The sequence below is a fragment of the Mycobacterium kyorinense genome (assembly GCF_001672775.1).
Classification (GTDB): domain Bacteria; phylum Actinomycetota; class Actinomycetes; order Mycobacteriales; family Mycobacteriaceae; genus Mycobacterium; species Mycobacterium kyorinense_A.
This window is the reverse complement of the sequence record NZ_LZKJ01000177.1, coordinates 25,889-51,648: the sequence shown is the minus strand read 5'-3', so window position 1 is coordinate 51,648 and position 25,760 is coordinate 25,889. Positions and strand designations below refer to the sequence as shown.

Below are 25,760 nucleotides of genomic sequence, written 5' to 3'. Positions count from 1 at the left end.
CGATGCTGACCGCGCGGGCCGGACTGGTGATGGACAAGGGAGCCAAGGTCACCTATAACGGCGTCGAGGTCGGCCGGGTTGCTGAGATTTCCGAGGTTGACCGGGACGGTAGGCCGGCGGCCAAGTTGGCGCTCGATGTCGACCCGAAATATGTGAAGTTGATTCCGGCCAACGTCGACGCCAAAATCCAGGCCACCACGGTGTTCGGCAACAAATACGTTTCGTTCACCGCGCCGCAAGACCCGTCCCCCCAGTCGATCTCGCCGGGCGACGTCATCAACGCTCTGTCGGTGACCACCGAATTCAACACGTTGTTCGAGACGCTGATGGAGCTATCCGAGCAAGTCGATCCGGTCAAGGTGAACCTGACGCTGAGCGCGGTTGCCGAGGCGCTAAGCGGGTTAGGCAAGAAGTTCGGGGCTTCGATCGTCAGCGGCAACGCCATCCTCGACGACGTGAATGCCCGGATGCCGACGATCCGCCACGACATTCGGCAAGTCGCGGCGCTGACGGAGACCTACGCGAACGCGGCACCCGATCTCGTCGACTTCATCAACAATGCGCTGACCACGGCGCACACGATCAACGCGCAACAAGACGATCTGGATGCCGCGCTGTTGGCGGCGATCGGCTTCGGCAACACCGCCGGCGACGTCTTCGAGCGGGCCGCACCGTATCTGGAACGTGTCATCGCCGACCTGGTTCCGACTACCCGGCTACTCGACACCCACAGCCCCGCGCTGTTCTGCACGATCCGCAATATCGCGAACCTCGTTCCCAAGATCACCCAGTTGGAGAGCGGCAACCAGTACTCCGCGGCGCTCGGGGTGGCAATCACCGGTGCGGAGAACCCCTATGTGTATCCCGACAATCTGCCGCGGGCCAACGCCAGAGGTGGGCCGGGCGGCGCGCCGGGCTGCTGGCAGCCGATCACCCGCGATCTGTGGCCGGCACCGTATCTGGTGATGGACACCGGCATCAACATCGCGCCCTACAACCACTTCGAACTCAACCAGCCACTCGCCGTCGAATACGTGTGGGGACGGCAGTACGGGGAGAACACGATCAACCCATGAAAATCACCGGTCCGGTTATCCGATTGGTCGCCATCGCGTCGGTGCAGCTGTTGTTCACTGCCATCATCGTGGTGGTTTTCGGTCAGATCCGATTCGACCGGACCAACAGCTACTCCGCGGAATTCAGCAGCGCCAGCGGATTACGCGCCGGCCAGTTCGTCCGGGCCTCGGGCGTGGAGGTCGGCAAAGTTAAATCGGTGGACCTGATCGACGGCGACAAGCGGATACTGGTCGTTTTCCGCGTCGACCGCTCGGTGCCGCTTTACGAGTCGACAACAGCACAGATCCGTTACCAGGATCTGATCGGCAACCGCTATCTGGAACTCGGCCGCGGCGAGGGCGAGGCGGCCAACACAGTCCTGCCCCCGGGTGGTTTCATCCCACTGGCGCGGACACAGCCGGCGCTGGACCTGGACGCGCTGATCGGCGGATTCAAGCCACTGTTCCGGGCACTGAACCCACAGAAGGTCAACGACATCGCCTCGTCGATCATCACCGTGTTCCAGGGTCAGGGCGGAACCATCAACGACATCCTGGATCAGACCGCCGAACTGGCCTCCCATCTGGCCGAGCGCGACCAGGCCATCGGCGAAGTGATCAACAACCTGAACACGCTGCTGGACACCACAGTTCGGCATCGGCAGGAGTTCGACCAGACTGTCAACAACATCGAAACCTTGATCACCGGGTTGAAAAACCGCGCCGATCCGCTAGCAGCCGGGATGGCCCATATCAGCCGAGCGGCCGGAACCGTGGCCGATCTGCTGGCCGACAACCGGAACCTGGTGCGTAGCACCGTGAGTCACCTGGAGACCGTCGCCCAGCCGCTGGTCGACAAGCGCGACCAGATCGAGGACCTGGTGTCGCAGACGCCGAATGCCTTCAACCTCGTCGGCCGCATCGGCGGTATCTACGGCGACTTCTTCAACTTCTACCTGTGCGACCTTTCCATCAAGCTCAACGGACTGCAGCCGGGCGGCCCCGTACGCACGGTGCGGCTCTTCCAACAGCCGACTGGCAGGTGCACGCTGCAATGAGAACGCTGGAACCTGCCAACCGGGTACGGGTGGGAGCGATGGCCATCGTCATTGCTGCCCTCGTTGTCGGTGTGGGCCAAAGTTTCAGCAGTGTGCCGATGCTGTTTGCGCAGCCGAGCTACTACGCGCAGTTTTCCGACACCGGTGGACTGTCCAAGGGTGACACGGTGCGCATCGCAGGCAAGGACGTCGGCACCGTGCAGAGTGTCGCCATCGAGGGCAACCACATCGTGATGAAGTTCTCAACCGGCACCCACACAATCGGGACCAAGAGCCGGCTGGCGATCAAGACCGAGACCGTTTTGGGTAAAAAGGTACTCGAGGTCGAACCGTGGGGCTCAGAAAAGCTGCGCCCCAACGGAGTACTGCCGCTAGGGCAGAGCACCACTCCTTACCAGATTTACGACGCGTTCTTCGACGTCACCAAGGCCGCCGCCGGCTGGGATATCGACACGGTCAAAAAATCGCTGAATGTCTTGTCCCAGACGGTTAGCCAGACCTCCCCGCATCTGAGCGCAGCCCTCGACGGGGTGGCCAGATTCTCCGACACCCTCGGCAAACGCGACGACCAGATCAAGCACCTGCTGACTCAGGCCAGGAAAGTGGCCGGCGTCCTGGGGGACCGCGGTGAACAGATCAACGCATTGCTCGTCAACGCCCGGGCGCTACTAGCCGCCTTCAACCAGCGCGACCGCGACATCAATGCGCTGCTCGGCAATGTCGCGGCATTCTCCGGGCAAGTGCAGGGCCTGATCAACGACAACCCGAACCTGAATCACCTACTCGAGCAACTACGCACGGTGACCGACGTGCTGGTCAAGCACCAAAACGACCTTGTCTCGGTATTGACGAGCTTGCAAAGGTTCACCGCGTCGCTGAGCGAGGCGGTCAGTTCGGGGCCGTACTTCAAAGTCATGGTGGCCAACCTGCTGCCGTATCAAATTCTGCAGCCGTGGGTGGATGCGGCGTTCAAGAAGCGGGGACTTGACCCGGAGGACTTCTGGCGCAGCGCGGGGCTGCCGGCGTTCCGATTCCCCGACCCCAACGGAACACGGTTCCCCAATGGTGCGCCGCCGCCCGCGCCGCCGGTCTTGGAAGGCACGCCGGATCATCCGGGCCCGGCCGTGGCGCCGGGATCGCCCTGCTCCTATACGCCGTCGCCCGAACTGCTTCCGCGTCCGGGCAACCCGATGCCATGTGCGGGTATCGACCAGGAGCAAGGCCCATTCGGACCCAACGGCCCCTACCCGGCGCTGCCCGACGTGCTGAGCTCGCCGCCCAACCCCAACGGCCTTCCCCCGACACCCGGCATCCCGAGCGGCGGGCGGCAAGGCCTTGCGCCGCCCGACGTTCCGGGCACGCCGGTGCCGTTGCCGCCCGCGCCGCATGGGGCGCGCACGGAGCCGGTCGGCCCAGCAACAGGACCGGGTCCGCTACCCGCGGTGCCGCCCGCCCCGCCCCCGCCGGGGCCGCCGGCACCACCGGGGCCAGGCCCGCAATTGCCGGCCCCCTTCATCACGCCCGGCGGGACGGGAGGTAGCAGCCAATGAGCACCATTTTTGATATTCGAAAAGTGCAGCTGCCCAAGCTTTCCCGAGTGACGATCATCATCGGTTCGCTCGTGGTGGTGCTGGGGCTCGTCGCGATGGTCGCTGGCTGGCAGCTCTACCATCGGCTGACCAACAACACCGTCGTTGCGTACTTTCCGGCGGCCAACGCGCTCTACGTCGGCGACAAGGTCCAGATCATGGGCGTGCGGGTGGGTGCGATCGACGCGATCGAACCGACCGGCGACAAGATGAAAGTCACCTTTCACTACCAAAACAAATACAAGGTGCCCGCCGACGCCTCGGCGGCGATTCTCAATCCCACGCTGGTGGCCTCGCGCGCCATCCAGTTGGAGCCGCCCTACGACGGTGGAGCGGTGATGGGCGACAACGCCGTAATCCCCATCGAACGCACCCAGGTACCGGTCGAGTGGGACGATTTGCGCAACCAGGTCACCAACATCATCGACAAGCTGGGCCCCACACCCGAACAGCCCAAAGGCCCGTTCGGCGACGTTATCGAGTCGTTCGCCGACGGGCTGGCGGGCAAGGGCAAGCAACTCAATACCACGCTGGACGGGCTTTCGACGGCGCTGACCGCGCTCAACGAGGGCCGCGGCGACTTTTTCGCCGTGGCGCGCAGCCTGGCCTTGTTTGTCAACGCGCTGCACCGAAACGACCAGCAATTCGTCGAACTCAACCAACAACTCGCGCACTTCAGCAACATCTTCACCAGCTCGGATCAGGCGGTCGCCCGCGCGATACAGCAGACTGACGATTTGTTGTCGACCGGCCAGGAGTTTTTGTCCAAGAACCGCGACGTGCTGACGCATGATGTCAACAACCTCGCCGAGGTGACCACTGCCATTGTGCAACCGACGCCGATAGACGGCTTGGAGACCGCGCTACACATCCTGCCCCACATGGCCGCCAATGTCCTCGGGATCTACGAGCCGGCGCACGGCGGCTTGACCGGCGTGCCGGCGCTGGTCAACTTCGCCAACCCAATGCAGTTCATCTGCAGCATGATTCAGGCCGGCAGCCGACTGGGGTATCAGGACTCGGCCGAACTCTGCGCCCAGTATCTGGCTCCGGTCCTGGATGCGATCAAATTCAACTACGCCCCGTTCGGGATCAACGTGTTCACCACCGCCGATACGTTGCCCAAAAACATCGCGTACTCAGAAGAGCGGCTGCGGCCGCCGCCAGGTTACAAGGACACCACGGTGCCTGGAATTTTCTCCCCGGATACTCCGTGGTCGCACCGCAATTCCGAGCCGGGCTGGATTGTCGCGCCCGGTATGCAAGGCGTCGAGGTATCGCCTGCTACCGCCGGCTTGCTGACGCCAGCGTCGTTGGCCGAACTCATGGGTGGCCCGGATATCACGGCACCGCCGCCACGCCAGAACATGACCGGGCCACCGAATGCCTATGACGAGAACAACCCGCTGCCGCCGCCGTGGTATCCGCAACCGCTGCCGTCGCCGGCGCCGGCGCCGGCACCGGGACCGCCGGCCGAGGCCCCACTCGGTGCCGCGGAGGCACCCGGACCGGCAGGTCCCGGCTCGTGAGGCGCACGAGGAGCGCGGCATGCGCTGTGCGCCAGCGGGTTTGGCAAGGCGTAGCGTTGCTGGCGGCAGCCGTGATGCTGACGTCGTGTGCGAACTGGCGCGGTATCGCCAATGTCCCGCTGCCCGGCGGCCCGGGCAGCGGACCCGGCTCCTACACGATTTACGTCCAGATGCCGGACACGTTGGCGCTCAACGGCAACAGTCGGGTTCTCGTCGCTGATGTCTTCGTCGGCACGGTGCGGGCAATCGAGCTGAAGAACTGGATCGCCACGCTGACACTGGATTTGGACAAGGGCATCCGGCTGCCCAAAAACGCCACCGCGAAGATCGGCCAGACCAGCCTATTGGGTTCTCAGCATGTGGAATTGGCCGCACCGCGGGACCCGTCGCCGCAACTGCTGCAGAACGGCGACACCATCCCACTGAAAAACTCATCGGCGTATCCCTCTATCGAGCGGACCTTGGCCAGCGTAGCGATGGTGCTGCGCGGCGGCGGCATCCCGAATCTGGAGGTCGTCCAGAACGAGGTCAACAACATCTTGACCGGACGGGCCGGACAGATCCGCGATTTCCTACACAAGCTGGACACCTTCACCCGCCAACTCAACCAGCAGCGCGACGACATCACTCGAGCTATCGACTCGACCAACCGGCTGCTGTCGTACCTAGGCAGCCGCACTGACGTGCTGGATCGAGCACTCACCGAATTGCCGCCGCTGGTCAAACATTTCGCCGACGAGCACCAGCGGTTCGTCGAAGCCGTCGACGCGGTGGGCCGCATCAGCGCCGTCACCGACAAGACGCTGTCGGCGTCGCAGGACAACCTGCATCAAGACCTGCAACTACTGCAGCGGCCGCTCAAGCAACTCGGCCGTGCCTCGCCGTATCTGGTGGAGTCGCTGAAACTGCTGCTTTCGCCACCGTTCACCCTCGACGCGTTGCCCAAGGTGGTGCGCGGCGACTACATCAACGTGTCCGGGTCACTGGACCTGACGCTGAGCACCATCGACAACGCGGCTCTGACCGGTACTGGATTCTCGGGAGCCCTGCGTGCGCTCGAGCAGTCCTGGGGTCGCGATCCCGCCACGATGATTCCCGACATCCGCTACACCCCCAACCCGGCCGATGCTCCGGTAGAGCGGGGGGAATGACGCGATGTTGACGCGGATGATCCGTGCCCAGTTGATCGTGTTCACCGTTTTGACGGTGGTCGCGCTGGTGGTGCTCGGCTGGTACTACCTGCGTATCCCGAGCCAGGTCGGCGTCGGCCAGTACACCCTGACCGCCGAGTTACCGGCTTCGGGCGGGTTGTACCGGACCTCCAACGTGACCTACGGGGGAATCCAGATCGGCAAGGTCACCAAGGTCGAGCCGACGAAAAAGGGGGTCCGGGCCACGCTCAGCATCGACAAGCGGTACCGGATTCCGATCGACGCGTCCGCCAATGTGCATTCGGTGTCAGCGATCGGCGAACAGTATTTGGATCTGGTCTCGACGGGGAATCCGGGCAAGTTCTTCTCGCCTGGGCAGACCATCACCAAAAGCACCGTCCCCAGCGAGATCGGTCCGGCCCTGGACGCCGCCAACCGGGGACTGTCGGTGCTCCCCAAAGAAAAGATCGGATCGCTGCTCGACGAGACAGCGCAGGCCGTCGGAGGATTAGGGCCGTCGCTGCAGCGACTCGTCGACTCTACCCAGGCCATCGTCGGCGACTTCAAGTCGAACATTGCCGACATCGACGACATCATTGCCCACTCGGCACCGATCCTGGACAGCCAAGTCAACTCGACGGACGAAATCGAACGGTGGGCCCACAACCTCGATGTGGTGGGTGAGCAGATCGCCGCCAAGGACCAAAACGTGAAAAGCATTCTGCGCCAAGCCGCGCCGACTGCAGATCAGGTCAATGCGGTGTTCGGCGATGTGCGAGAGGCGCTACCGCAGACCCTGGCGAACCTTGCCATCGTCACCGACATGCTCAAGCGGTACAACAAGAACCTCGAGCAGCTGCTGGTGTTCTTACCGGAAGTCGCATCAATCGCACAGACGGCGGTCGCGGGGTCGCCCGGCTCGGTGATCATGGACTTCAACTTGTCGCTCAACAATCCGCCGCCGTGTCTGACCGGCTTTATCCCCGCCTCGGAGTGGCGCTCTCCGGCAGATACCAGCCGTGCGCCGTTACCGAGCGGAACCTATTGCAAGATTCCACAGGACACGCCGGCCAACGCCGTGCGCGGCGCGCGTAACCTGCCGTGTGTCGACGTTCCCGGGAAGCGCAGGGCCACCCCGAAGGAATGCCGCGACGACAAGCCGTATGTTCCGTTGGGCACCAACCCGTGGTACGGCGATCCCAACCAGATCCTCAACTGCCCGGCCCCCGGAGCGCGCTGTGATCAGCCGGTCAACCCCGGCCAGGTGATACCGGCGCCCTCGGTCAACAACGGCCTGAATCCGGCTCCCGCCGACAAGCTGCCGGGGCCGACTCCTCCGCGCAGCGATCCACTGCAACGCCCGGGAACGGGCACCGTACAATGCAATGGCCAGCAACCCAACCCGTGTGTCTACACCCCTGCCAGCCCCACCGCGATCTACAGCCCGACCAGCGGGGAAGTGATGGGTCCCGACGGCGTGACGTGGGCCGTCCACAACTCGGCCGAAGTCGGAGACGACGGCTGGAAGGCCATGCTCGCGCCAGCCGGCTGAGCCGATCCGGCTCAGGCAGCGACGATTTCGTCGGCGACCGCCAACGCCAACGCCATGATCGACACCTGTGGGTTGACCTCCGGACAACTGGGCAAAATCGAGGCGTCGACGACCCAGACCCCGTCGACACCGCGCAGCCGGCCCGTCGCGTCGACCGGGCAGCGCTGCTCGTCGGCACCGGCGGCGGCGGTGCCGGTGGGGTGAAAAGCAGCCAGGTGCAGGCTTTTCGGGTTTGTTCGCCGCAGCAGGCGTTGCAGCGCAGGCTGCGACGACACCGTGGGCGCGCCGGGCAAGCCGGTGAGCACCTCGACGGCACCGGCGGCGAACAGCAGCTTGCCGATGGCTTCCAGCGCGGTGATCAGCTTGGCGGTGTCGTCCGGGCTGATGTCGTAGCGGACGAGTGCCTGCCCGCGCGACGAATAGACCCGGCCCACACCGCGATCGGCGATCATCGCCCCGAACGTGGCGACCTGTGGCGCCCGCTCCAGCCAGCTCAGCAGTTCGGTGCCGTAGCCGGGAAACACCATCGACCCCATGCCCGGCGGAGTCGACGTCGCTTCGATCAGCACGCCGTGCGTCGCGTGCAGTTCGTCGACCGCGGCGCTTTGCAGAACGCCGCGCCAGGCCATGATCTCGGCGCCGAAGTAGCCGGCCAACATCGCGGCCGGATGCAGTGCGAGATTGCGGCCGAGCCGTGGATGGCCGCCAAGTCCGCTGCGGCGCAACAATCCCGGTGTCTCGGTCGCCCCGGCAGCAACGACGACGATGTCGGCAAGCACGTCGACGGCGGTACCGTCGGAGCGCCGGGCCCGCACGCCGCGGGCGCGACCACCGGAGTGCAGCACCCGCTCGACCCGGGCACCCGACACGATCTGTGCGCCGTGCGCGCAGGCCTGCGGCAACGCGTTGAGATGCACCCCGAATTTGGCGTTCCGCGGACAGCCGATGGCGCATTGGCAGCACGCGCCGCAGCCCGGCGCATTGCGTGGAATGGGTGCCGCTTGCCAGCCCAGTGCCGCAGCGCCCTCGAGCAGGAGCCGCCCGTTGTTGCCCATGATTTCCAACGGCACGGGCGCCACCTGCAACGTCTGCTCGACGTCGTCGAGGTGACCGGCCAGCCGAGCCGGATCGGCCAGCCCCAAACCGAACTCGTCGCGCCAACGCTGCTGGACGGGCAGCGGGGGCCGATAGCAGGTACCGGAGTTGACGACGGTGGTGCCGCCCACCGCCCGCCCGATCGGCAGCACCACCGTCGGGCGGCCCAACGCCAGCGTGGCACCCCCGCCGCGATACAGCCCGGCGTAGCGGTCGATCGGGTGCATGTCGCGGAATTCCTCGACGCTCCACCGCCGGCCCTCTTCGAGCACGACGGTGTTGATGCCGGCGCGGGCCAGCGTGCGGGCCGCCATGGCGCCGCCGGCCCCGGAGCCCACCACCACCGCGTCGGCGTGGATCATCGACGGGGCGTCGGTCGACGCGGTGACCGTCAGTGCCGCGTCGGGGCGGGCCACGTCGTATTCGGTTCCGCGGTGCAGTAACTCCGCAGCGTAGCTGTCGGCGCCATTGGCCAGCAGCACAATGGCTTTGAGCCCCTCGATTGCCGCGCCGGCATCAGGGCTGAGTGCGGCGATTCGGGCCAGTACGGCGGTGCGTCGATCCGGGCTGAGCCGGGACATCGACCGACCCGTGGTGAGATAGCTTGCCGCAGCAAGAGATAGCAGTCCTGCGCGTATCGCACGCCGGGATGTCGTAGGCAGTTGTGTGACGTAGCGGTCGACGCGTTCGACCAGCTGGGTCGGTGAGGGCCCGCCGCGTTCCGGCGGGAGAAGCGCAGCCCCGAACGCGGCGGTTACCCGTTCGGCGAGCCCAGTCATGTTCGTCCGAGCCGGCGGCCGAGCTTGAGGAAGATCGGGTAGGTGGCAAAGATCGCGGCAGCCACCGCATGCATCGGCCAATTCAACTGCTGGGTGCGCACGCCGAAAACCCCGCTGTTCCACATGAAGTCGCGCCCGTTCTGCGCCCGGAAGGGCCGCCACAGCAGGCCCAGCCCCGGCACGTTGTTGTACAGCCCGAACGAGCCGCCGAAGAACACCCCGAGCGTGGCGGCTTCGGCGGCGTCACGTTGCTCGGCGGGCAGACCGCGTTCGATGATCACCCCGGAGGCGACCAGCATCGGTGGATCGAGCAGAAAACTCATCGCGGAATCCTTTCGTTGACGACGGGCGCCGCTTGCCCGCGCAGGCCGACTTCGGCGTGCCCGCTGCCGATCACCGACCACCGGCGATCACCGACCTCGACGTGAACATCGGCCTGCTCGGTGTTGGTGCACACCGCGGTGGCCCCATCCGGATCGGTGTAGACCAAGCTCACACAACGGTTTTCGGGCTGATCGACACGGATCAGCACCGGCTGCCGGCCGATACGGCCCTCCAGCTGCCAGTGCGATCGCCCCAGGGCTGGCGGCGCGACCCGCTGCGCCCGGCTCCGCCGCGCTTGCGATCGCCCCAGGGCAGTGCGCATCCGCAGGGCCGGCAAACCGCCGGCGGGCCAATCCTTCCCCTCGATGCGGAACCGCACGAACGCCATCGGCGGCAGCCGGCGCAACCCGGGTGTGTGCGAGACCGCGGTGACCACCTCGAGTACGTCGCCATTGCCGAGGTCGGCGTGAATCCAGCCCCAGCGCTTGGCGTTACCGCGGCCGTAGATGTGGGCCACCCCGCCGCGCCACCCGTCGAGGCGATGCACGGTGTCGTCGACGCTGATCGAGCCGGTGAACTGTGCGGTCGGGGCGCACACGACCTGGGCGCCGGGCAGCAGCCCGTGCTCCCAGGCCGCACGCGGAAACGTCCACAGCGGACGGCCGGCGTCCTTCCAGCGCAGCTCCCATCGCAGTGACCCGGCGTGGCCGGCGCATTCGTCGCAGCCGATTCGCGCGTCGCCGACCCGGAACCAGTCGGGCCCGCTCGCCGGCTCAACCGGTTCAGGGCCGAAGCGTTCGGTGCGCGGCGGCCCGTCGACCGGGAACCATGTCGACCAACCGTGTGCGTACGGCGGCCCCTGCGTCGGCGCCACCGTTTCGTGATGCACCCACAGCCCGGCGCGGGTGATCGGATCCGAGAGCGTGGCGTACCAGACTTCCAGGCGCCCGGCCTGGCCACGCCAGCGCGGCGCGGCAGCCGAGCGCAGCTCGTCGTCCATGGGGCTCGAGTATATTGGTTGAGCCAATGAACCAGTCAAGCCCAATCCGGCCGCCGGATCGTCAGCGCATCGACGAGCAAATCGCCGCGTCGATCGCCGATGCGATCCTCGACGGCGTCTTCCCGCCCGGATCGACCCTGCCGCCGGAGCGCGAACTCGCCGAGCAACTCAGCGTCAACCGCACCTCGCTGCGGCAAGGCCTGGCCCGGCTGCAGCACATGGGTCTGATTCAGGCCCGGCACGGCAGCGGCAACGTGGTCTGCGACCCCGACGAGCTCACCCACCCGGCGGTGGTCGAGGCGCTGGTTCGCAAGCTGGGCCCGGACTTTCTGGGCGAGGTGTTGGAGATCCGCGCGGCGTTCGGCCGGTTCATCGGACGGTTGGCCGCCGAGCGCGGCACCGTCGACGACGCGGATGCGCTACGCGCGGCGCTGGCCGCCGTCCGCGGCGCGACGACATCCGAAGCGCGCCAGGAGGCCGACCTGGCGTTCTTCCGGGTGCTGATCCACGCCACCGGCAACCGGGCGCTGGGATTGTTGTACCGCTGGGTCGAAGACGCCTTCGGCGGTCGCGAACACGAGCTCACCGCCGCCTACGACGACGCCGACACGGTGCTGGCCGAGCTGAGTGCGATCACCGACGCGGTGCTGGCGCGCCAAGCGGCGACGGCTGCCGCCAGCGTCGAGGCCTATCTGGAAGCCAGCGCGCTGCGCATGGTCGAGTGCTTCCGGCAGGCATACCCCGAGGAGTAGGGCGGCAGGCGCGACGCAGCTATTCGGCGGCCCGGGTTGCCGGGTGGACCGCGACGAGCCCTAATGCGCTGCGCCGCTTGCACATTGCGGCCAGTTCGGCGTAGGCCTTATCGCCGAGCAGCTCGGTCAGTTCGGCGGCCAGGCTTTCCCACACCTGTTTGGCGCCGACATGGGCGGCCGGATCGCCGGTGCAATACCAGTGCAGGTCGGCGCCGCCGGCACCCCAGCCGCGGCGGTCGTATTCGGTGACGGTGGTCTTGAGGATCTCGCTGCCGTCGGGGCGGGTCACCCACTCCTGGCTGCGCCGGATCGGCAACTGCCAGCAGACATCGGGCTTCATGGTCAGCGGCTGCACGTCGAGCCGCAGCGCCGCGACGTGCAGCGCGCAGCCCGGCCCGGCCTCGAACCCGGGCCGGTTCAAGAAGATGCACGCACCTTTGTATTTGCGGGTGCGCCAAGACTCTTCGCCGTCGTGCTCGTCGAGCTCGAGATAACCCTTGCGGCCCAGACCTTTTTCGCGGAACTGCCAGTCGTCGTCGGTCAACTGGGAGACCGCATCGTCGAGCCGGGCGCGGTCGTCGTCGTCGGACAAAAACGCTCCGTGCGAACAACATCCGTCGTCGGGGCGCCCCGCCACGGTGCCCTGGCAGGCCGGCGTGCCGAACACGCACGTCCACCGCGACAGCAGCCAGGTGAGGTCGGCTGCGATCAGATGCTCGGGATTGTCCGGGTCGTAGAACTCCACCCATTCCCGCGCGAAGTCCAATTCGACCTCACCGGGATGGGTGGGATGCGAGCTGGTCACGATTTCCACGGTAGACCACTGCTGTCTTGGCCGGCTCCTCCTCGCGCCGTGTCACGGCCCGGCATCGTCGCCGGGCGACGTTCGGTCCGCTCAACGCCAACGTAGGCTGGTGTTTCGTGCGATTGGGTGTGCTTGACGTGGGCAGCAACACGGTCCATCTGTTGGTTGTCGACGCGCGTCGGGGTGGACACCCGACGCCGATGAGTTCGACCAAGGCCACCCTGCGGCTGGCCGAGGCCACCGACAGCTCCGGCAAGATCACGCGCCGCGGCGCCGACAAACTGATTTCGACGATCGACGAGTTCAGCAAGATCGCGGTCAGCTCGGGCTGCGCGGAGCTGATGGCGTTTGCCACGTCCGCGGTTCGCGACGCGGAGAACTCCGAGGACGTGCTGTCCCGGGTGCGCGCCGAGACCGGCGTCGAGCTGCAGGTGCTGCGCGGGGTCGACGAGTCGAGGCTGACCTTCCTGTCGGTGCGCCGCTGGTACGGGTGGAGTGCCGGACGAATCATCAACCTCGACATCGGCGGCGGGTCGTTGGAGCTGTCCAGCGGCGTCGACGAGGAACCCGAAGTCGCGTTGTCGCTGCCGCTGGGCGCCGGACGGCTGACCCGCGACTGGCTGCAAGACGATCCGCCCGGCCGGCGGCGAGTCGGCATGCTGCGCGACTGGCTGGACTCCGAGCTGGCCGACGCCAGCCAAACCGTCCTGGAAGCGGGCAGCCCCGACCTCGCGGTGGCGACGTCGAAGACGTTCCGGTCGCTGGCCCGGCTCACCGGCGCGGCGCCCTCGGCGGCCGGGACCCGGGTGAAGCGGACACTCACCGCCAGTGGCCTCAGACAACTCATATCTTTCATCTCTAGGATGACGACCGCTGACCGTGCCGAGCTGGAAGGAGTGAGTGCCGAGCGGGCGCCGCAGATCGTGGCGGGAGCTCTGGTGGCCGAGGCGAGTATGCGAGCGCTGTCGATCGAAACCGTGGACATCTGCCCGTGGGCGCTACGGGAAGGTCTCATTTTGCGCAAACTCGACAGCGAAGCCGACGGAACCGCCCTCGTCGAGACGTCCGTACGGGATGCTGGTAACCAGCACGCTGATCGGGCTGCTGTTGGCCGATCGAGGAGCAACACACCATGACTGGACCCAATGACAGCTCAAGCCGGCCGATCTCGGTAGCCGAACTGCTGGCCAAGAACGGCACTATCGGCGCGCCGCCGCCCGCCGGCCGTCGTCGACGTCGGCGCGGCAACGACGACGCGGTCACCGTCGCTGAACTGACCGGCGAAATCCCGGTCGTCAGCGAGGACACCGAGCCCGACGAGACCCCCGCGCCCGCATCGCACTCCCGTCGCCCCAATGGCGCGGTCCGGGTTGACCAGCCGACGGACGACCAGACCGCCGACACCACTGCCTACTGGTCCGAACCGCAGCCCCGCTGGCCGGAGTCCCCGCCGCAGCCCGCGCGCGAATCGCGGCCCGAGCGCAGCCCCTACCCGCTGCCGGTACGCAAACCCCTCCCGGTCGACGACGAGCAAACCGACGACGCCGACGGGGCCGCGGCAGGCGCCGAAGGGATGAACCCGGATCCGTTGGAGGACTACGCCGGCATGCCGGTCGACGTGATGGACACCGACGTGCGGGAGGCCGAACCGGCCACCGACGACTCCGCCTACGTGCGGTCGTATCTGCGCTCCTCGGCCAGCCGACTTTTCGGCGGCAAGAGCGCTTCTGCGGACGTCGACGCCGAAGCCGAGGCTGAGGCCGACGAAGACTACGGCGACGACGTCGACGAGGACTACCCCGACATCGACGATCTCGACGACGATGTGGCCGCTGACGCCGACGACACCTACGCGTGGCCCGGTCGCACCGAAACCCTGATGCGCGGCGGTTTGGTTGTGCTGCAGTCGATCCTGGCCGTCGCCTTCGGTGCCGGGCTGTTCATCGCGTTCGACCAACTGTGGCGGTGGAACAACATCGTGGCCCTGGTGCTGTCGGTGCTGGTCATTCTCGGCCTGGTGGTCGGGGTGCGGGTGGTCCGCAAGACGGAGGACATCGCCAGCACGTTGATCGCGGTCGCGGTGGGGGCACTGGTGACGCTGGGGCCGTTGGCGTTGTTGCAGTCCGGCTAACTGGTCAGTGCGCCCAGCCATCAAGGTCGGTCTGTCGACGGCCTCGGTCTATCCGATGAGGACCGAGGCCGCTTTCGAGTATGCCGCCAACCTCGGCTACGACGGTGTCGAGCTGATGGTGTGGGGGGAGTCGGTCAGCCAGGATGTCGCCGCGGTCGCCAAGCTCTCCAGGCGCTACCGGATGCCGGTGCTGTCGGTGCACGCGCCCTGTCTGCTGATCTCACAACGGGTCTGGGGCGCCAACCCGATTCCCAAGCTGGAACGCAGCGTGCGGGCCGCCGAAAAGCTGGGCGCCCAAACCGTCGTCGTACATCCGCCGTTCCGGTGGCAGCGGCGCTACGCCGACGGGTTCGCCGAGCAGGTCGCCGAGCTGGAAGCCGCCAGCGACGTGCTGGTGGCCGTCGAGAACATGTTCCCGTTCCGCGCCGACCGGTTCTTCGGCGCCGAGCAGTCCATCGAACGGATGCGCCGCCGGGGCGGGGGGCCCGGTCTGGGCATTTCGGCGTTCTCGCCGTCCTACGATCCGCTGGACGGCAACCACGCGCACTACACGCTGGACCTGTCACACACCGCGACCGCCGGCAGCGACGCGCTGGAAATGGCCGAGCGGATGGGGTCGGGCCTGGTGCACCTGCATCTGTGCGACGGCAGCGGGCTGCCCGCCGACGAACACCTGGTGCCCGGCCGGGGTAGCCAACCGGTGGTCGAGGTGTGCGAGATGCTGGCCGCCGGCGGCTTCGCGGGCCACGTCGTGCTGGAAGTGTCCACCTCGGCGGCGCGGTCGGCCCACGAGCGGGAAGCCATGCTGGCCGAGTCGCTGCAGTTCGCCCGGACGCATCTGCTGCGTTGAGGCCCCAAGGACGCGAAGGAAACCGATGAGCTCTGGATCAACCCTGTTCAGCGACGCGATGCTGTTGCGCCAGTCGGAGGTCGACGGCGTATTCGACGGGGAGCTGAACGAGCACTGGACCATTGGGCCCAAGGTGCACGGCGGCGCCATGCTGGCGTTGTGCGCCAACGCCGCGCGCACCGTCCACGGTGACCCCAACGTGCAGCCGGTCGCGGTGTCGGGCAGTTTCTTGTGGGCGCCCGACCCCGGCCCGATGCAACTCGTGACGTCGATCCGCAAGCGCGGTCGGCGAATCGGCGTGGTCGACGTCGAGCTCAATCAGGGCGACCGCACTGCTGTGCACGCGGTGGTCACCCTCGGCGAGCCGGAACACGTGGTCCCGCCGTTGCTGTCGGCCAACCCGGTCACCGAGCTGATGGCGCCCGAACCGCCCGCCGACGTCGCGCCGATCGGTCCGGGACATCCGATGGCCGGGCTGGTGCATCTGGCCGAGGGCTGCGACGTGCGGCCGCTGGTTTCGACGCTGGAGCCCACCGACGGGCAGCCCCCGATGATCCAGATGTGGGTGCGGCCGCGCGGCATGGCTCCCGATGTGCTGTTTGCGCTGATGTGCGGCGACGTGTCGGCGCCGGTGAGCTTCGCGGTGGGCCGCACCGGCTGGGCGCCCACCGTGCAACTCACCGCCTACCTGCGCGGATTGCCCGCCGACGGTTGGCTGCGGGTGGTGTGCACGTGCATGCAGATCGGCCAGGACTGGTTCGACGAGGACCACACCGTCGTCGACTGCGACGGCCGCATCGTGGTGCAGACCCGTCAGCTGGCGATGGTGCCTGGGCGCTAGTCACCGTGGGTCTGCCATGCTTGCCCCCATGGCCAGAATCGCGATCATCGGCGGCGGCAACATGGGGGAGGCGTTGCTGTCAGGCCTGCTGCGGGCGGGCCGGCAGGTCAAAGACCTCGTGGTGGCCGAACGGCAGCCCGACCGCGCCCGGTATCTAGCCGAGACGTACTCGGTGCTGGTGGCCTCGCTGACCGACGCGGTGGAAAACGCGACGTTCGTCATCGTCGCCGTGAAGCCCTCCGATGTCGAGTCGGTCGTCGGCGAGATCGCGCACGCGGCCGCCCAGGCCGAGGACGACAGCCCCGAGCAGGTCTTCATCACCGTCGCGGCTGGCGTCACCACCAGCTACCTGGAAGCCAAAATGCCGGCCGGCACACCGGTGGTGCGAGTGATGCCCAACGCGCCGGCGTTGGTCGGGGCGGGAGTCAGCGCGCTGGCCAAGGGCCGCTTCGTGACCCCCGAACAGCTCAAAGAGGTCGCCGCCTTGTTCGACTGCGTCGGCGGCGTGCTGACCGTCCCGGAGAACCAGCTGGACGCCGTGACCGCGGTGTCGGGGTCGGGGCCGGCGTATTTCTTCCTGGTGGTCGAGGCATTGGTCGATGCGGGCGTCGCCGTGGGCCTGACCCGTCAGGTCGCCACCGAGCTGGTCGCCCAGACCATGGCCGGGTCTGCGGCAATGTTGTTGGAGCGCATGGAGCAGGACCGCGCGCCAGCTAGCGAAGCGCCGCCCGATCTCACCATCGATACGACGGCGGCGCGGCTGCGGGCGACCGTTACCTCACCCGGCGGTACCACCGCGGCTGCGCTGCGGGAACTCGAACGCGGTGGTTTGCGCAGCGCGGTCGACGACGCGGTGCAAGCCGCGAAAAGGCGCTCTGAGCAGCTAAGAATCACATCAGAGTAATTCATAAATTTTTTCTGATTTCCTACCACCCGTCGCAGGAACCCCACTAGTCCCGCTATTCTCCTCTTTGTATGCACGCGTAAGTGCCAGCGGAGGGGAAGCCACTGGGACTGCGCGGGCCTGACTGATTGGGTTGCGATGACGTCTATGAACGGGCCATCGGCGCGGGATTCAGCTGGCGGTAAATCGGCACGTGACACGGGTTCGCCCGACGGCCAACAGCCCAGGACACAATTTCTCACTGTGGCCGAGGTGGCGGCGCTGATGCGGGTCAGCAAGATGACGGTCTACCGGCTGGTTCACAACGGTGAACTGCCTGCGGTTCGCGTCGGGCGATCCTTCCGGGTGCACGCCAAGGCCGTGCACGACATGCTGGAGAGCTCCTACTTCGACGCCGGCTAACACGAACCTGCGTTGAGAGTGCGCTCACGGCGCTCACTGTGCGCTCACGGCGGCGTGCGTCGTCGCCCAGGATGCCCAGTCGACGCTTTTCCGTTCCGGGTGGCGGCCCAGGTAGAGTAACCGGGTCATTTCAGCAGCGGCCACGGTGGACTCGGATGGCCACACAGATAGCGGAGTTATGGGCTCAGTAATCAAGAAGCGGCGCAAGAGGATGTCGAAGAAGAAGCACCGCAAGCTGCTTCGCCGTACCCGGGTGCAGCGCAGAAAACTCGGCAAGTAATTTCGGCCCGAACTCGTCGCTGGCGACCGTTGTTTGGTAACGCTGCGGTAGCACCAGCCCGTTAGGCTGGCGGAGTGGATTCGTCGGACGGTCAACCCGGTGCGGAAACGGGCGCCAAATCACGCGGCACAGGCACCGATACCGTCCATTACCCGAAAGTCGTGCTGGTCACCGGCGCGTGCCGGTTTCTGGGCGGTTACCTGACGGCCCGGCTTGCCCAGAACCCGTTGATCAACCGGGTCATCGCCGTCGATGCGATCGCCCCCAGCAAGGACATGCTGCGCCGGATGGGCCGCGCCGAATTCGTCCGCGCCGATATACGCAACCCCTTTATCGCCAAGGTGATTCGAAACGGCGACGTCGACACCGTGGTGCACGCGGCGGCGGCGTCGTATGTACCGCGGGCCGGGGGCGGGGCGGCGTTGAAGGAAATCAACGTGATGGGCGCGATGCAATTGTTCGCGGCCTGCCAAAAGGCGCCCTCGTTGCGCCGCGTCGTGTTGAAGTCGACGTCGGAGGTCTACGGATCTAGCCCGCATGACCCGGTGATGTTCACCGAGGACTGCAGCAGCCGTCGCCCCTTCCGGGAAGGCTTCCCCAAGGACAGCCTCGACATCGAGGGGTATGCCCGCGGGCTGGGCCGGCGTCGGTCCGATATCTCGGTGACCATTCTGCGGCTGGCCAACATGATCGGGCCGGCGATGGACACCACGCTGTCGCGCTACCTGGCCGGGCCGCTGGTCCCGACGGTCGCCGGCCGCGACGCCCGGCTGCAGTTGCTGCACGAGCAGGACGCCCTGGGGGCGCTGGAGCGCGCCGCGATGGCCGGCAAGGCCGGCACCTTCAACGTCGGCGCCAGCGGGATCATGATGCTGTCGCAAGCGATCCGGCGCGCCGGCCGGATCCCGCTGCCGGTACCCGGATTCGGGCTGTGGGCGCTCGATTCGCTGAGACGGGCTAATCGCTATACCGAAATAAATCGTGAGCAACTCGACTATCTCAGTTATGGCCGAGTTATGGACACCACGCGAATGCGCGACGAACTCGACTTTCACCCCAAGTGGACGACGGCTGAAGCATTCGATGATTATCTTCGCGGCCGAGCCATGACTCCCATTATTAGACCGGAGTTGGTACTCTCCTTGGAAGGTCATGCCGTATCCGCAGCGCAGCGCCTAGGCAACCTGAAATCAATCCCATGGGGTGGGGGCAGGTAGATATCGTGGCGGGCGAAAACAGGGCGAAAGTCATTCCGCTGCACTCGAATCCAAATCGTGCAGCCGCGCAACGGCGTGCTGGCCAACGCACCGAGGCCTCGCGTCGACACCCCTCGCTGCTGTCCGATCCGGACGCGCGGGCATCGGCCGAGCAGATCGCCGCGGTTGTCAGCGAGATCGATCAGCACCGCCGGGCGGCCGGCGGTAAGCCCGAAGCCGCCTCGCCCGGCAACGACCTCGCACAGCGCGTGGGCGCCGTCGCCGAATTCCTGCGGCAGCGGCTCACCGGTGATTACAGCATCGACGAGTTCGGCTTCGATCCGCATTTCAACGACGCGATCGTGCGGCCTTTGCTGAGGTTCTTCTTCAAATCCTGGTTCCGCGTCGAGGTCAGCGGTGTGGAGAACTTGCCCGAGACGGGTGCCGCGCTGGTCGTCGCCAACCACGCCGGGGTCCTGCCGTTCGACGGGCTGATGGCCTCCGTGGCGGTGCACGACGAACACCCGGCCCAGCGCGACCTGCGGCTGCTGGCCGCCGACATGGTGTTCGACCTGCCGGTGATCGGTGAGACCGCGCGAAAGGCCGGTCACACCATGGCCTGCACCGCCGACGCCCACCGGCTGCTGGCCGCCGGCGAGCTCACCGCGGTGTTCCCGGAGGGCTACAAGGGCCTGGGCAAGCGGTTCAAGGACCGCTACAAGCTGCAGCGCTTCGGCCGCGGCGGGTTCGTGTCGGCGGCGCTGCGCACCAAGGCACCGATCGTGCCGTGCTCGATCGTCGGCTCCGAGGAGATTTATCCGATGGTGGCCGACATCAAGCTGCTGGCACGGCTGTTCGGCCTGCCCTACTTCCCGGTCACGCCGTTGTTCCCGTTGGCCGGTCCGGCCGGGCTGCTGCCGTTGCCGTCGAAATGGCACATCGCCTTTGGTGAGCCGATCTCCACCGCCGACTACGAAGCAGCCGATGCCGATGACCCGATGGTCACGTTCGAGTTGACGGACCAGGTTCGCGAGACGATCCAGCAGACGCTGTACCGCCTGTTGGCCGGTCGGCGCAACGTGTTCCTCGGCTAGCACCGCTTAGCGGCCGAACGTCGACTTGTTGGGCGAAAATCCTTGAATTTCAACGATAAGTCGACGTTCGGGGCTGTGAATTAGGCTGCTGGCTTGACCAACGTGAATTGGCAGACGTCGGTGTAGCCCTCGCGGAACAGGTCGGCGCAACCGGTCAGGTATTTCATGTACCGGTCGTAGACCTCTTGGGACTGCATCGCGATGGCCTCGTCCTTGCGCGACTCCAGCGTCTGGGCCCAAATGTCTAGGGTGCGTGCGTAATGCAGCCGCAGCGGCTGCTTCTTGGTCAGCGTGAAGCCCGCCTTGGCCGCGTGCTCCTCCACCACCTTCGCCTGCGGCAAATCTCCGCCCGGGAAGATCTCGTCCATGATGAACTTGAAAAACCGCAGGTGCCGCATCGTGACCGGCAGCCCGCGCTCGGCGAACTCCTCGTCGCTGGGCTTGATGATGGTGTGCAGCATCATCACGCCGCCCGGGGGCAGGGCCTCGCTCGCCATCTTGAAAAACTCGGTGTAGCGGTCGCGGCCGAAATGTTCGAACGCGCCGATCGAGACGATCCGGTCCACCGACTCGTGGAACTGCTCCCAACCCTGCAGCCGCACCTCTTTGGAGCGCGGGCTGTCCATCGCGTCGAACGACTTCTGCACATGCGCGGCCTGGTTCTTGCTCAACGTCAGGCCGATGGCGTTGACGTCGTATTTTTCGATCGCGCGCCGCAGGGTCGCGCCCCAACCGCAACCAATGTCGAGCAGCGTCATCCCCGGCTGCAGATCCAGCTTGCCCAGTGACAGGTCGACCTTGGCGCGTTGCGCTTCTTCCAAGGTCATGTCGTCGCGCTCGAAGTAGGCGCAGCTGTAGGTCTGCGACGGGTCCAAGAACAGCCGGTAGAAGTCGTCGGACAGGTCGTAGTGCGACTGGACGTCGTCGAAATGCGGCGTCAGATCGGTGCTCATCGGGTCGTTCGCCCCCTGGTTCATCGCGCTGACACTAAGCCCCGCCCCGAATCGACGCAATCGCAGCGATCGTCGCGCTGGCGTCGGCGTCCGGGTGGGACGACTCACCGAGCATCGTGACGATGCTGGTAATCACGGGTTTGCCGTCGGCGTCGGTGACCTCGCTGCGGATTTCGGCGATCACGGTGCCGTGCGATTCGATCACCGAGTCCAGGTAGGTGTCGAAATACAGCCGGTCGCCGGTCATGATCGGCCGGTGGAAGATGAACTTCTGGTCGCGGTGGAGGACCCGGGCGAGATTGATCGGGATATCGAATTTGGTGAAGACATCCAGTTGGACCCGCCGCCCGGCGATGGCGAGGAAGGTCAGCGAGGCCACCATCGCGGGATATCCGGCCTCGGCGGCAGCGGTTTCGGAGAAGTGCATGGGGTGCTCGTCTTGGACCGCCTCGGCGAACTCACGGATTTTTTCGCGTCCGACCTCGAAGTAGTCCGGGAATCGGTAATGGGTACCGATGAGTGCTTCGGTACCTTCGGGCACTGCCATGCGCTGCTCTCCGCTCGTATGGGCTCAGCGGCGCAGCTTATCAGCGGCATTGCCGATTAGCCGCTTCCGCGCTCGTGGCGGCGCGACACGGGCTACATGCGGTCGGTGCGCCCCTCGCGCGCTACCCGCGCTCGTGGCGACGCGACACGGGGCTGCATGCGGTCGGTGCGCCCCTCGCGCGTTACCCGCGCTCGTGGCGACGCGACACGGCCGCCGCCAGGGCCCCACCGGCCGCCCCCAACGCCAGCGCCGACGGCACCCCGATTCGAGCCGCCTTGCGCGCGGTCCGAAAGTCGCGGATCTCCCAGCCGCGTTCCCGGGCCAGGCTGCGCAGTCGGGCGTCCGGGTTGATCGCGACCGCAGTGCCCACCAGCGACAGCATCGGCACGTCGTTGTAGCTGTCGGAGTAGGCGGTGCAGCGCCTGAGGTTGAGCCCTTCCCGGATGGCCAGCGAGCGCACGGCATGGGCTTTACCGGTGCCGTGCAACAGTTCGCCGACCAGCCGGCCGGTGAACACCCCGTCGACCGACTCGGCGACGGTGCCCAACGCCCCGGTCAGCCCCAGACGCCCGGCGATGGTCACCGCGAGCTCGTAGGGCGTGGCGGTGACCAGCCACACCTGCTGGCCCGCGTCGAGATGCATCTGCGCCAACTCCCGGGTGCCGGTCCAGATCTTGTCGGCGATGATCTCGTCGTAAATCTCCTCGCCGAGCGCCATCAGCTCGGTGGTCGGCCGGCCTTCGATGAACGCCAGCGCCTTGCGCCGGCCGGCGGCGACGTCGTCGCTGTTTTCTCGCCCAGACAGCTGAAACTTGGCCTGCGCGTAGATGAATCCGAGCACGTCGCGGTAGGTGAAGTACTTGCGGGCGGCCAGCCCCCGGCCAAAATGCACCAGCGACGAGCCCTGCACCAGGGTGTTGTCCACGTCGAAGAACGCGGCCGCGGTGAGGTCGATCGGCGGCTGCTCGGCGTCCGGCGCGTCGGCGGCGTGCAACCCGTCGAGTGCGCGTTCGGCGCTGGCGTTGGAGGCTACCGTCTGCGGGTCGACTCCGCCCGGGCCGGGAGACGTCATCTCCGACCTCCTCTCGGTGCGCCGACTGTGCCGGTTCAACCCTATCCGCCCTGGGCTTGCCGCCTTGCGCCGTGAGACGGGTGCCACACTGTGGCCATGGGCCCGCGGCAGGTGGAGTTGTTGACCCGCGACGGATGTGCGATCTGTGCGCGGGTCTACGCGCAACTGGCCGAACTGGCCACCGAGTTGGGTTTCGGGCTGTCGGCCACCGATGTCGACGCAGCCGCGGCCGCCGGAAATCCCGGGCTGCGCGCCGAATTCGGCGATCGGCTGCCGGTCGTGCTGCTCGACGGCCGCGAGCACAGCTACTGGGAGGTCGACGAGCCCCGGCTGCGCGCCGATCTGGCCGAACGGTGACCTCGGCGGCCACCGCGCAGTGAGCAGCGCAACGCGAATTTGGTGGCCAACCTGTCGAACGACTACCGTGGATGTCAGTTCGTTCACTGGTGAAAGCAAGGGAGCAGGCCAGGTGATTCAGCCGTGAGCGTCCTGCTCTTCGGGGTCTCCCACCGCAGCGCGCCAGTCTCGGTTCTGGAGCAACTGTCGACCGATGAGTCCGACCAGATCAAGATCATCGACGAGGTGCTGCAGTCGCCGCTGGTGACCGAGGCCATGGTGTTGTCCACCTGCAACCGGGTCGAGGTCTACGCGGTGGTCGACGCCTTCCACGGCGGCCTGTCGGTCATCGGCCAGGTGCTGTCCGAGCATTCCGGGATGTCGCTGGGCGATCTGACCAAATACGCCTACGTCCGGTACAGCGAGGCCGCCGTCGAGCATCTGTTCGCTGTCGCCGGCGGCTTGGATTCGGCGGTGCTCGGCGAACAGCAGGTGCTCGGCCAGGTCCGCCGCGCCTACGCCACCGCCGAGGCCAACCGCACCGTCGGCCGGGTGCTGCACGAACTGGCTCAACGCGCGCTGGCAGTGGGCAAGCGGGTGCATTCGGAAACCGGAATCGACGCCGCCGGCGCATCGGTGGTGTCGGTGGCGCTGGGCATGGCCGGTAACAAGCTGGGTCAGGCCGGCCTGACCGGCAAGACGGCCGTGGTGATCGGCGCCGGCGCGATGGGCGCGCTGTCGGCGGCGCACCTGGCCCGGGCGGGCATCGAGCACGTCCACGTCGTCAACCGATCGCTGCCCCGCGCGCAGCGACTGGCCCGCAAAATCCGCGACGGCGGCGCCAAAGCCGAGGCCTGGAGCCTCGAGCGGCTGCCCAGCGCACTGGCCGACGCCGACGTCGTGGTCAGCTGCACCGGTGCGGTACGCCCGGTGGTTTCACTGGCCGACGTGCACCACGCGCTGGCCGCCGCCCGCCGGGACGAATCCGCTCAGCCGCTGGTGATCTGCGACCTCGGCATGCCGCGCGACGTCGACCCGGCAGTGGCCGGCCTGCCCGGCGTGTGGGTCGTCGACATGGATCGCGTGCAGCGCGAACCGTCGGCACGCGCGGCCGCAGCCGACGCCGAGGCCGCCCGCCACATCGTCGCCGGCGAAGTCGCCACCTACCTGGCCGGTCAGCGGATGGCCGAGGTGACGCCGACGGTGACCGCGCTGCGCCAACGCGCCGCCGACGTCGTCGAGGCGGAGTTGCTGCGCCTGGACAACCGGCTGCCCGGGCTCGAGGCCACCCACCGCGACGAGGTCGCCCGCACCGTCCGGCGGGTGGTGGACAAACTGCTGCACGCGCCGACCGTGCGGATCAAGCAGCTGGCCAGTGCGCCCGGCGGCGACAGCTACGCCGAGGCGCTGCGTGAGCTCTTCGAACTCGACCAGACCGCCGTCGACGCCGTCGCAACGGCTGGCGAATTGCCCTCCGTCCCAACCGATTCCGCTGAGTAGCCGCTTGACCGACGTGATCCGGATAGGCACTCGGGGAAGCTTGTTGGCCACCACCCAGGCCGGTGGCGTCCGAGACGCTCTGATAGCCGCGGGCCATTCCGCGGAGCTGGTCACCATCAGCACCACGGGCGACCGCTCGTCGGAGCCGATCGACACCCTCGGCGTCGGCGTGTTCACCGCGGCACTGCGCGAGGCCATCGAGGACGGCCGCGTCGACGCGGCGGTGCACTCCCACAAAGATTTGCCGACCGCCGACGATCCGCGCTTCACCGTGGCGGCCATACCTGCGCGGGAAGACCCCCGCGACGCCGTGGTGGCCCGCGACGGGCTGGTGCTGGCGGAGTTGCCGACGGGCTCGGTGGTGGGCACTTCGTCGCCCCGGCGGGCCGCACAGCTTAGAGCACTGGGTCTCGGTTTGGAAATCCGCCCCCTAAGAGGCAACCTAGATACCAGGTTGAACAGGGTAAGCAGCGGTGATCTCGACGCAATCGTGGTGGCTCGGGCGGGTCTGGCCCGGCTGGGCCGACTCGACGCTGTCACCGAGACGCTCGAACCGGTGCAGATGTTGCCAGCGCCGGCTCAAGGGGCGCTCGCCGTCGAGTGCCGCGCCGGGGACACCGGACTGGCGGCACTGCTGGCGGAGCTCGACGACGTCGACACCCGCGCGGCCGTCACCGCCGAGCGTGCCCTGCTCGCCGAACTGGAGGCAGGTTGCTCCGCGCCGGTGGGCGCGATCGCCGAGGTGGTCGAGTCCATCGACGAGGACGACTCACATGTCTTCGAGGAGCTGTCGCTGCGCGGCTGCGTGGCGGCGCTGGACGGATCCGACGTGATCCGCGCGTCCGGTATCGGCAGTCCGGGGCGGGCACGAGAGCTGGGGCTCTCGGTGGCCGCGGAGCTGTTCGAGCTGGGAGCACGGGAACTCATGTCGGGCAGCGCGCGGTAGGAACCCGCGCGAGAACGAG

26 protein-coding genes are annotated in these 25,760 nt (G+C 67.0%); 19 read left to right on the top strand and 7 right to left on the bottom strand.

Features of this window, described 5'->3' with window-relative positions; genetic code table 11:
• The 6 genes from A5707_RS19770 to A5707_RS19745 all read left to right on the top strand — a co-directional run.
• On the top strand, positions 1 to 1,076 hold a 1,076-nt coding region (locus A5707_RS19770), incomplete at its 5' end, for an MCE family protein (protein WP_065016136.1).
• Positions 1,073 to 2,113: a virulence factor Mce family protein gene (locus A5707_RS19765; RefSeq protein ID WP_065016135.1), complete on the top strand. Its 1,041-nt coding sequence runs from the start codon at positions 1,073 to 1,075 to the stop codon at positions 2,111 to 2,113. The genes A5707_RS19770 and A5707_RS19765, both read left to right, overlap by 4 nt.
• Positions 2,110 to 3,663, top strand: a complete 1,554-nt coding sequence (locus A5707_RS19760) for a virulence factor Mce family protein (protein ID WP_065016134.1) — start codon at positions 2,110 to 2,112, stop codon at positions 3,661 to 3,663. The genes A5707_RS19765 and A5707_RS19760 overlap by 4 nt, the downstream gene beginning before the upstream one ends.
• On the top strand, positions 3,660 to 5,231 hold the full coding sequence (locus A5707_RS19755; protein ID WP_065016133.1) for a virulence factor Mce family protein: 1,572 nt from the start codon (positions 3,660 to 3,662) through the stop codon (positions 5,229 to 5,231). The genes A5707_RS19760 and A5707_RS19755 overlap by 4 nt, the downstream gene beginning before the upstream one ends.
• A gap of 26 nt (positions 5,232 to 5,257) precedes the next feature.
• Positions 5,258 to 6,382 carry a virulence factor Mce family protein gene (locus tag A5707_RS19750; protein ID WP_419866451.1) on the top strand — a complete coding sequence of 375 codons (1,125 nt, stop codon included), beginning with the start codon at positions 5,258 to 5,260 and terminating at the stop codon, positions 6,380 to 6,382.
• Positions 6,383 to 6,386: 4 nt separating this feature from the next.
• Positions 6,387 to 7,934, top strand: a complete 1,548-nt coding sequence (locus A5707_RS19745; protein ID WP_065016132.1) for an MCE family protein — start codon at positions 6,387 to 6,389, stop codon at positions 7,932 to 7,934.
• Between the two features lie 11 nt (positions 7,935 to 7,945).
• On the opposite strand, the gene A5707_RS19740 is transcribed toward A5707_RS19745, so the two are convergent.
• Genes A5707_RS19740 through A5707_RS19730 form a run of 3 tightly spaced genes read right to left on the bottom strand, consistent with a single transcriptional unit; the run spans position 7,946 to position 11,132 of the window.
• Positions 7,946 to 9,808, bottom strand: coding sequence for a GMC family oxidoreductase N-terminal domain-containing protein (locus tag A5707_RS19740; RefSeq protein ID WP_065016131.1), 1,863 nt, complete (start codon positions 9,806 to 9,808; stop codon positions 7,946 to 7,948).
• The gene (locus tag A5707_RS19735) at positions 9,805 to 10,131 is read right to left on the bottom strand and encodes a hypothetical protein (RefSeq protein ID WP_065016130.1); all 327 of its coding nucleotides are present in this window, start codon (positions 10,129 to 10,131) and stop codon (positions 9,805 to 9,807) included. Before A5707_RS19735 ends, A5707_RS19740 begins: the two co-directional genes overlap by 4 nt.
• The gene (locus tag A5707_RS19730; protein ID WP_065016129.1) at positions 10,128 to 11,132 is read right to left on the bottom strand and encodes a hypothetical protein; all 1,005 of its coding nucleotides are present in this window, start codon (positions 11,130 to 11,132) and stop codon (positions 10,128 to 10,130) included. The genes A5707_RS19735 and A5707_RS19730 overlap by 4 nt, the downstream gene beginning before the upstream one ends.
• Before the next feature lie 26 nt (positions 11,133 to 11,158).
• Here A5707_RS19730 and A5707_RS19725 point away from each other — a divergent pair, with 26 nt between their 5' ends.
• A complete protein-coding gene (locus A5707_RS19725; protein WP_065016128.1) occupies positions 11,159 to 11,884 on the top strand; it encodes a FadR/GntR family transcriptional regulator in 726 nt (241 codons plus the stop codon).
• Between the two features lie 19 nt (positions 11,885 to 11,903).
• Here A5707_RS19725 and A5707_RS19720 read toward each other — a convergent pair whose 3' ends face one another.
• Complete coding sequence (locus A5707_RS19720; RefSeq protein ID WP_419866450.1) at positions 11,904 to 12,689, bottom strand: hypothetical protein; 786 nt, start codon at positions 12,687 to 12,689, stop codon at positions 11,904 to 11,906.
• A gap of 116 nt (positions 12,690 to 12,805) precedes the next feature.
• On the opposite strand from A5707_RS19720, the gene A5707_RS19715 reads away from it, so the two are divergent.
• The 9 genes from A5707_RS19715 (at position 12,806) to A5707_RS19680 (ending at position 20,387) form a co-directional block, all read left to right on the top strand.
• A complete protein-coding gene (locus tag A5707_RS19715) occupies positions 12,806 to 13,825 on the top strand; it encodes a Ppx/GppA phosphatase family protein (RefSeq protein WP_065016126.1) in 1,020 nt (339 codons plus the stop codon).
• On the top strand, positions 13,822 to 14,820 hold the full coding sequence (locus A5707_RS19710) for a hypothetical protein (RefSeq protein ID WP_065016125.1): 999 nt from the start codon (positions 13,822 to 13,824) through the stop codon (positions 14,818 to 14,820). Before A5707_RS19715 ends, A5707_RS19710 begins: the two co-directional genes overlap by 4 nt.
• A 7-nt stretch (positions 14,821 to 14,827) precedes the next feature.
• Complete coding sequence (locus A5707_RS19705) at positions 14,828 to 15,670, top strand: sugar phosphate isomerase/epimerase family protein (protein WP_065016124.1); 843 nt, start codon at positions 14,828 to 14,830, stop codon at positions 15,668 to 15,670.
• Positions 15,671 to 15,695: 25 nt separating this feature from the next.
• Entirely contained in the window at positions 15,696 to 16,511 is an 816-nt protein-coding gene (locus A5707_RS19700; protein ID WP_065016123.1) for a thioesterase family protein, read from the top strand.
• A gap of 28 nt (positions 16,512 to 16,539) precedes the next feature.
• Positions 16,540 to 17,415 (top strand): pyrroline-5-carboxylate reductase, encoded by an 876-nt coding sequence (gene proC / locus A5707_RS19695; RefSeq protein WP_197495383.1) that lies wholly within the window; start codon positions 16,540 to 16,542, stop codon positions 17,413 to 17,415.
• Between the two features lie 138 nt (positions 17,416 to 17,553).
• Entirely contained in the window at positions 17,554 to 17,817 is a 264-nt protein-coding gene (locus A5707_RS19690; RefSeq protein WP_065016121.1) for a helix-turn-helix domain-containing protein, read from the top strand.
• A gap of 178 nt (positions 17,818 to 17,995) precedes the next feature.
• Positions 17,996 to 18,097: a 30S ribosomal protein bS22 gene (locus A5707_RS23530; RefSeq protein WP_003402602.1), complete on the top strand. Its 102-nt coding sequence runs from the start codon at positions 17,996 to 17,998 to the stop codon at positions 18,095 to 18,097.
• A 74-nt stretch (positions 18,098 to 18,171) separates the two neighbouring features.
• Positions 18,172 to 19,314 carry an SDR family oxidoreductase gene (locus tag A5707_RS19685; RefSeq protein WP_065016120.1) on the top strand — a complete coding sequence of 381 codons (1,143 nt, stop codon included), beginning with the start codon at positions 18,172 to 18,174 and terminating at the stop codon, positions 19,312 to 19,314.
• On the top strand, positions 19,296 to 20,387 hold the full coding sequence (locus A5707_RS19680; RefSeq protein WP_082969571.1) for a lysophospholipid acyltransferase family protein: 1,092 nt from the start codon (positions 19,296 to 19,298) through the stop codon (positions 20,385 to 20,387). The genes A5707_RS19685 and A5707_RS19680 overlap by 19 nt, the downstream gene beginning before the upstream one ends.
• 80 nt (positions 20,388 to 20,467) lie before the next feature.
• Here A5707_RS19680 and A5707_RS19675 read toward each other — a convergent pair whose 3' ends face one another.
• The 3 genes from A5707_RS19675 to A5707_RS19665 all read right to left on the bottom strand — a co-directional run bounded on the left by A5707_RS19675 (position 20,468) and on the right by A5707_RS19665 (position 22,959).
• Entirely contained in the window at positions 20,468 to 21,340 is an 873-nt protein-coding gene (locus A5707_RS19675) for a cyclopropane mycolic acid synthase family methyltransferase (protein ID WP_197495384.1), read from the bottom strand.
• Between the two features lie 34 nt (positions 21,341 to 21,374).
• The gene (locus A5707_RS19670; protein ID WP_065016118.1) at positions 21,375 to 21,887 is read right to left on the bottom strand and encodes an FAS1-like dehydratase domain-containing protein; all 513 of its coding nucleotides are present in this window, start codon (positions 21,885 to 21,887) and stop codon (positions 21,375 to 21,377) included.
• 181 nt (positions 21,888 to 22,068) lie between these two features.
• A complete protein-coding gene (locus A5707_RS19665; protein ID WP_065016117.1) occupies positions 22,069 to 22,959 on the bottom strand; it encodes an HAD family hydrolase in 891 nt (296 codons plus the stop codon).
• A 96-nt stretch (positions 22,960 to 23,055) separates the two neighbouring features.
• Between A5707_RS19665 and A5707_RS19660 the strand changes: the two genes are divergently transcribed.
• From A5707_RS19660 to hemC, 3 genes are all read left to right on the top strand, one after another.
• Positions 23,056 to 23,316 carry a glutaredoxin family protein gene (locus tag A5707_RS19660; RefSeq protein ID WP_065016116.1) on the top strand — a complete coding sequence of 87 codons (261 nt, stop codon included), beginning with the start codon at positions 23,056 to 23,058 and terminating at the stop codon, positions 23,314 to 23,316.
• 123 nt (positions 23,317 to 23,439) lie between these two features.
• A complete protein-coding gene (locus tag A5707_RS19655; protein ID WP_065016115.1) occupies positions 23,440 to 24,795 on the top strand; it encodes a glutamyl-tRNA reductase in 1,356 nt (451 codons plus the stop codon).
• Positions 24,796 to 24,808: 13 nt separating this feature from the next.
• Complete coding sequence (hemC, locus tag A5707_RS19650; RefSeq protein WP_065016142.1) at positions 24,809 to 25,741, top strand: hydroxymethylbilane synthase; 933 nt, start codon at positions 24,809 to 24,811, stop codon at positions 25,739 to 25,741.
• Positions 25,742 to 25,760 lie beyond the last annotated feature (19 nt).

Bases quoted from the DNA above. Each gene is read 5' to 3' on its own strand.
- A5707_RS19690 (WP_065016121.1), top strand. From the start codon at position 17,554: ATGACGTCTATGAACGGGCCATCGGCGCGGGATTCAGCTGGCGGTAAA.
- A5707_RS19745 (WP_065016132.1), top strand. From the start codon at position 6,387: ATGTTGACGCGGATGATCCGTGCCCAGTTGATCGTGTTCACCGTTTTG.
- A5707_RS19660 (WP_065016116.1), top strand. From the start codon at position 23,056: ATGGGCCCGCGGCAGGTGGAGTTGTTGACCCGCGACGGATGTGCGATC.
- A5707_RS19670 (WP_065016118.1), bottom strand. From the start codon at position 21,887: ATGGCAGTGCCCGAAGGTACCGAAGCACTCATCGGTACCCATTACCGA.
- A5707_RS19680 (WP_082969571.1), top strand. From the start codon at position 19,296: ATGGGGTGGGGGCAGGTAGATATCGTGGCGGGCGAAAACAGGGCGAAA.
- A5707_RS19725 (WP_065016128.1), top strand. From the start codon at position 11,159: ATGAACCAGTCAAGCCCAATCCGGCCGCCGGATCGTCAGCGCATCGAC.
- A5707_RS23530 (WP_003402602.1), top strand. From the start codon at position 17,996: ATGGGCTCAGTAATCAAGAAGCGGCGCAAGAGGATGTCGAAGAAGAAG.
- A5707_RS19735 (WP_065016130.1), bottom strand. From the start codon at position 10,131: ATGAGTTTTCTGCTCGATCCACCGATGCTGGTCGCCTCCGGGGTGATC.
- A5707_RS19710 (WP_065016125.1), top strand. From the start codon at position 13,822: ATGACTGGACCCAATGACAGCTCAAGCCGGCCGATCTCGGTAGCCGAA.
- A5707_RS19760 (WP_065016134.1), top strand. From the start codon at position 2,110: ATGAGAACGCTGGAACCTGCCAACCGGGTACGGGTGGGAGCGATGGCC.
- A5707_RS19755 (WP_065016133.1), top strand. From the start codon at position 3,660: ATGAGCACCATTTTTGATATTCGAAAAGTGCAGCTGCCCAAGCTTTCC.
- A5707_RS19765 (WP_065016135.1), top strand. From the start codon at position 1,073: ATGAAAATCACCGGTCCGGTTATCCGATTGGTCGCCATCGCGTCGGTG.
- proC (WP_197495383.1), top strand. From the start codon at position 16,540: ATGGCCAGAATCGCGATCATCGGCGGCGGCAACATGGGGGAGGCGTTG.
- A5707_RS19730 (WP_065016129.1), bottom strand. From the start codon at position 11,132: ATGGACGACGAGCTGCGCTCGGCTGCCGCGCCGCGCTGGCGTGGCCAG.
- A5707_RS19675 (WP_197495384.1), bottom strand. From the start codon at position 21,340: ATGAGCACCGATCTGACGCCGCATTTCGACGACGTCCAGTCGCACTAC.
- A5707_RS19665 (WP_065016117.1), bottom strand. From the start codon at position 22,959: ATGACGTCTCCCGGCCCGGGCGGAGTCGACCCGCAGACGGTAGCCTCC.
- A5707_RS19740 (WP_065016131.1), bottom strand. From the start codon at position 9,808: ATGACTGGGCTCGCCGAACGGGTAACCGCCGCGTTCGGGGCTGCGCTT.
- A5707_RS19700 (WP_065016123.1), top strand. From the start codon at position 15,696: ATGAGCTCTGGATCAACCCTGTTCAGCGACGCGATGCTGTTGCGCCAG.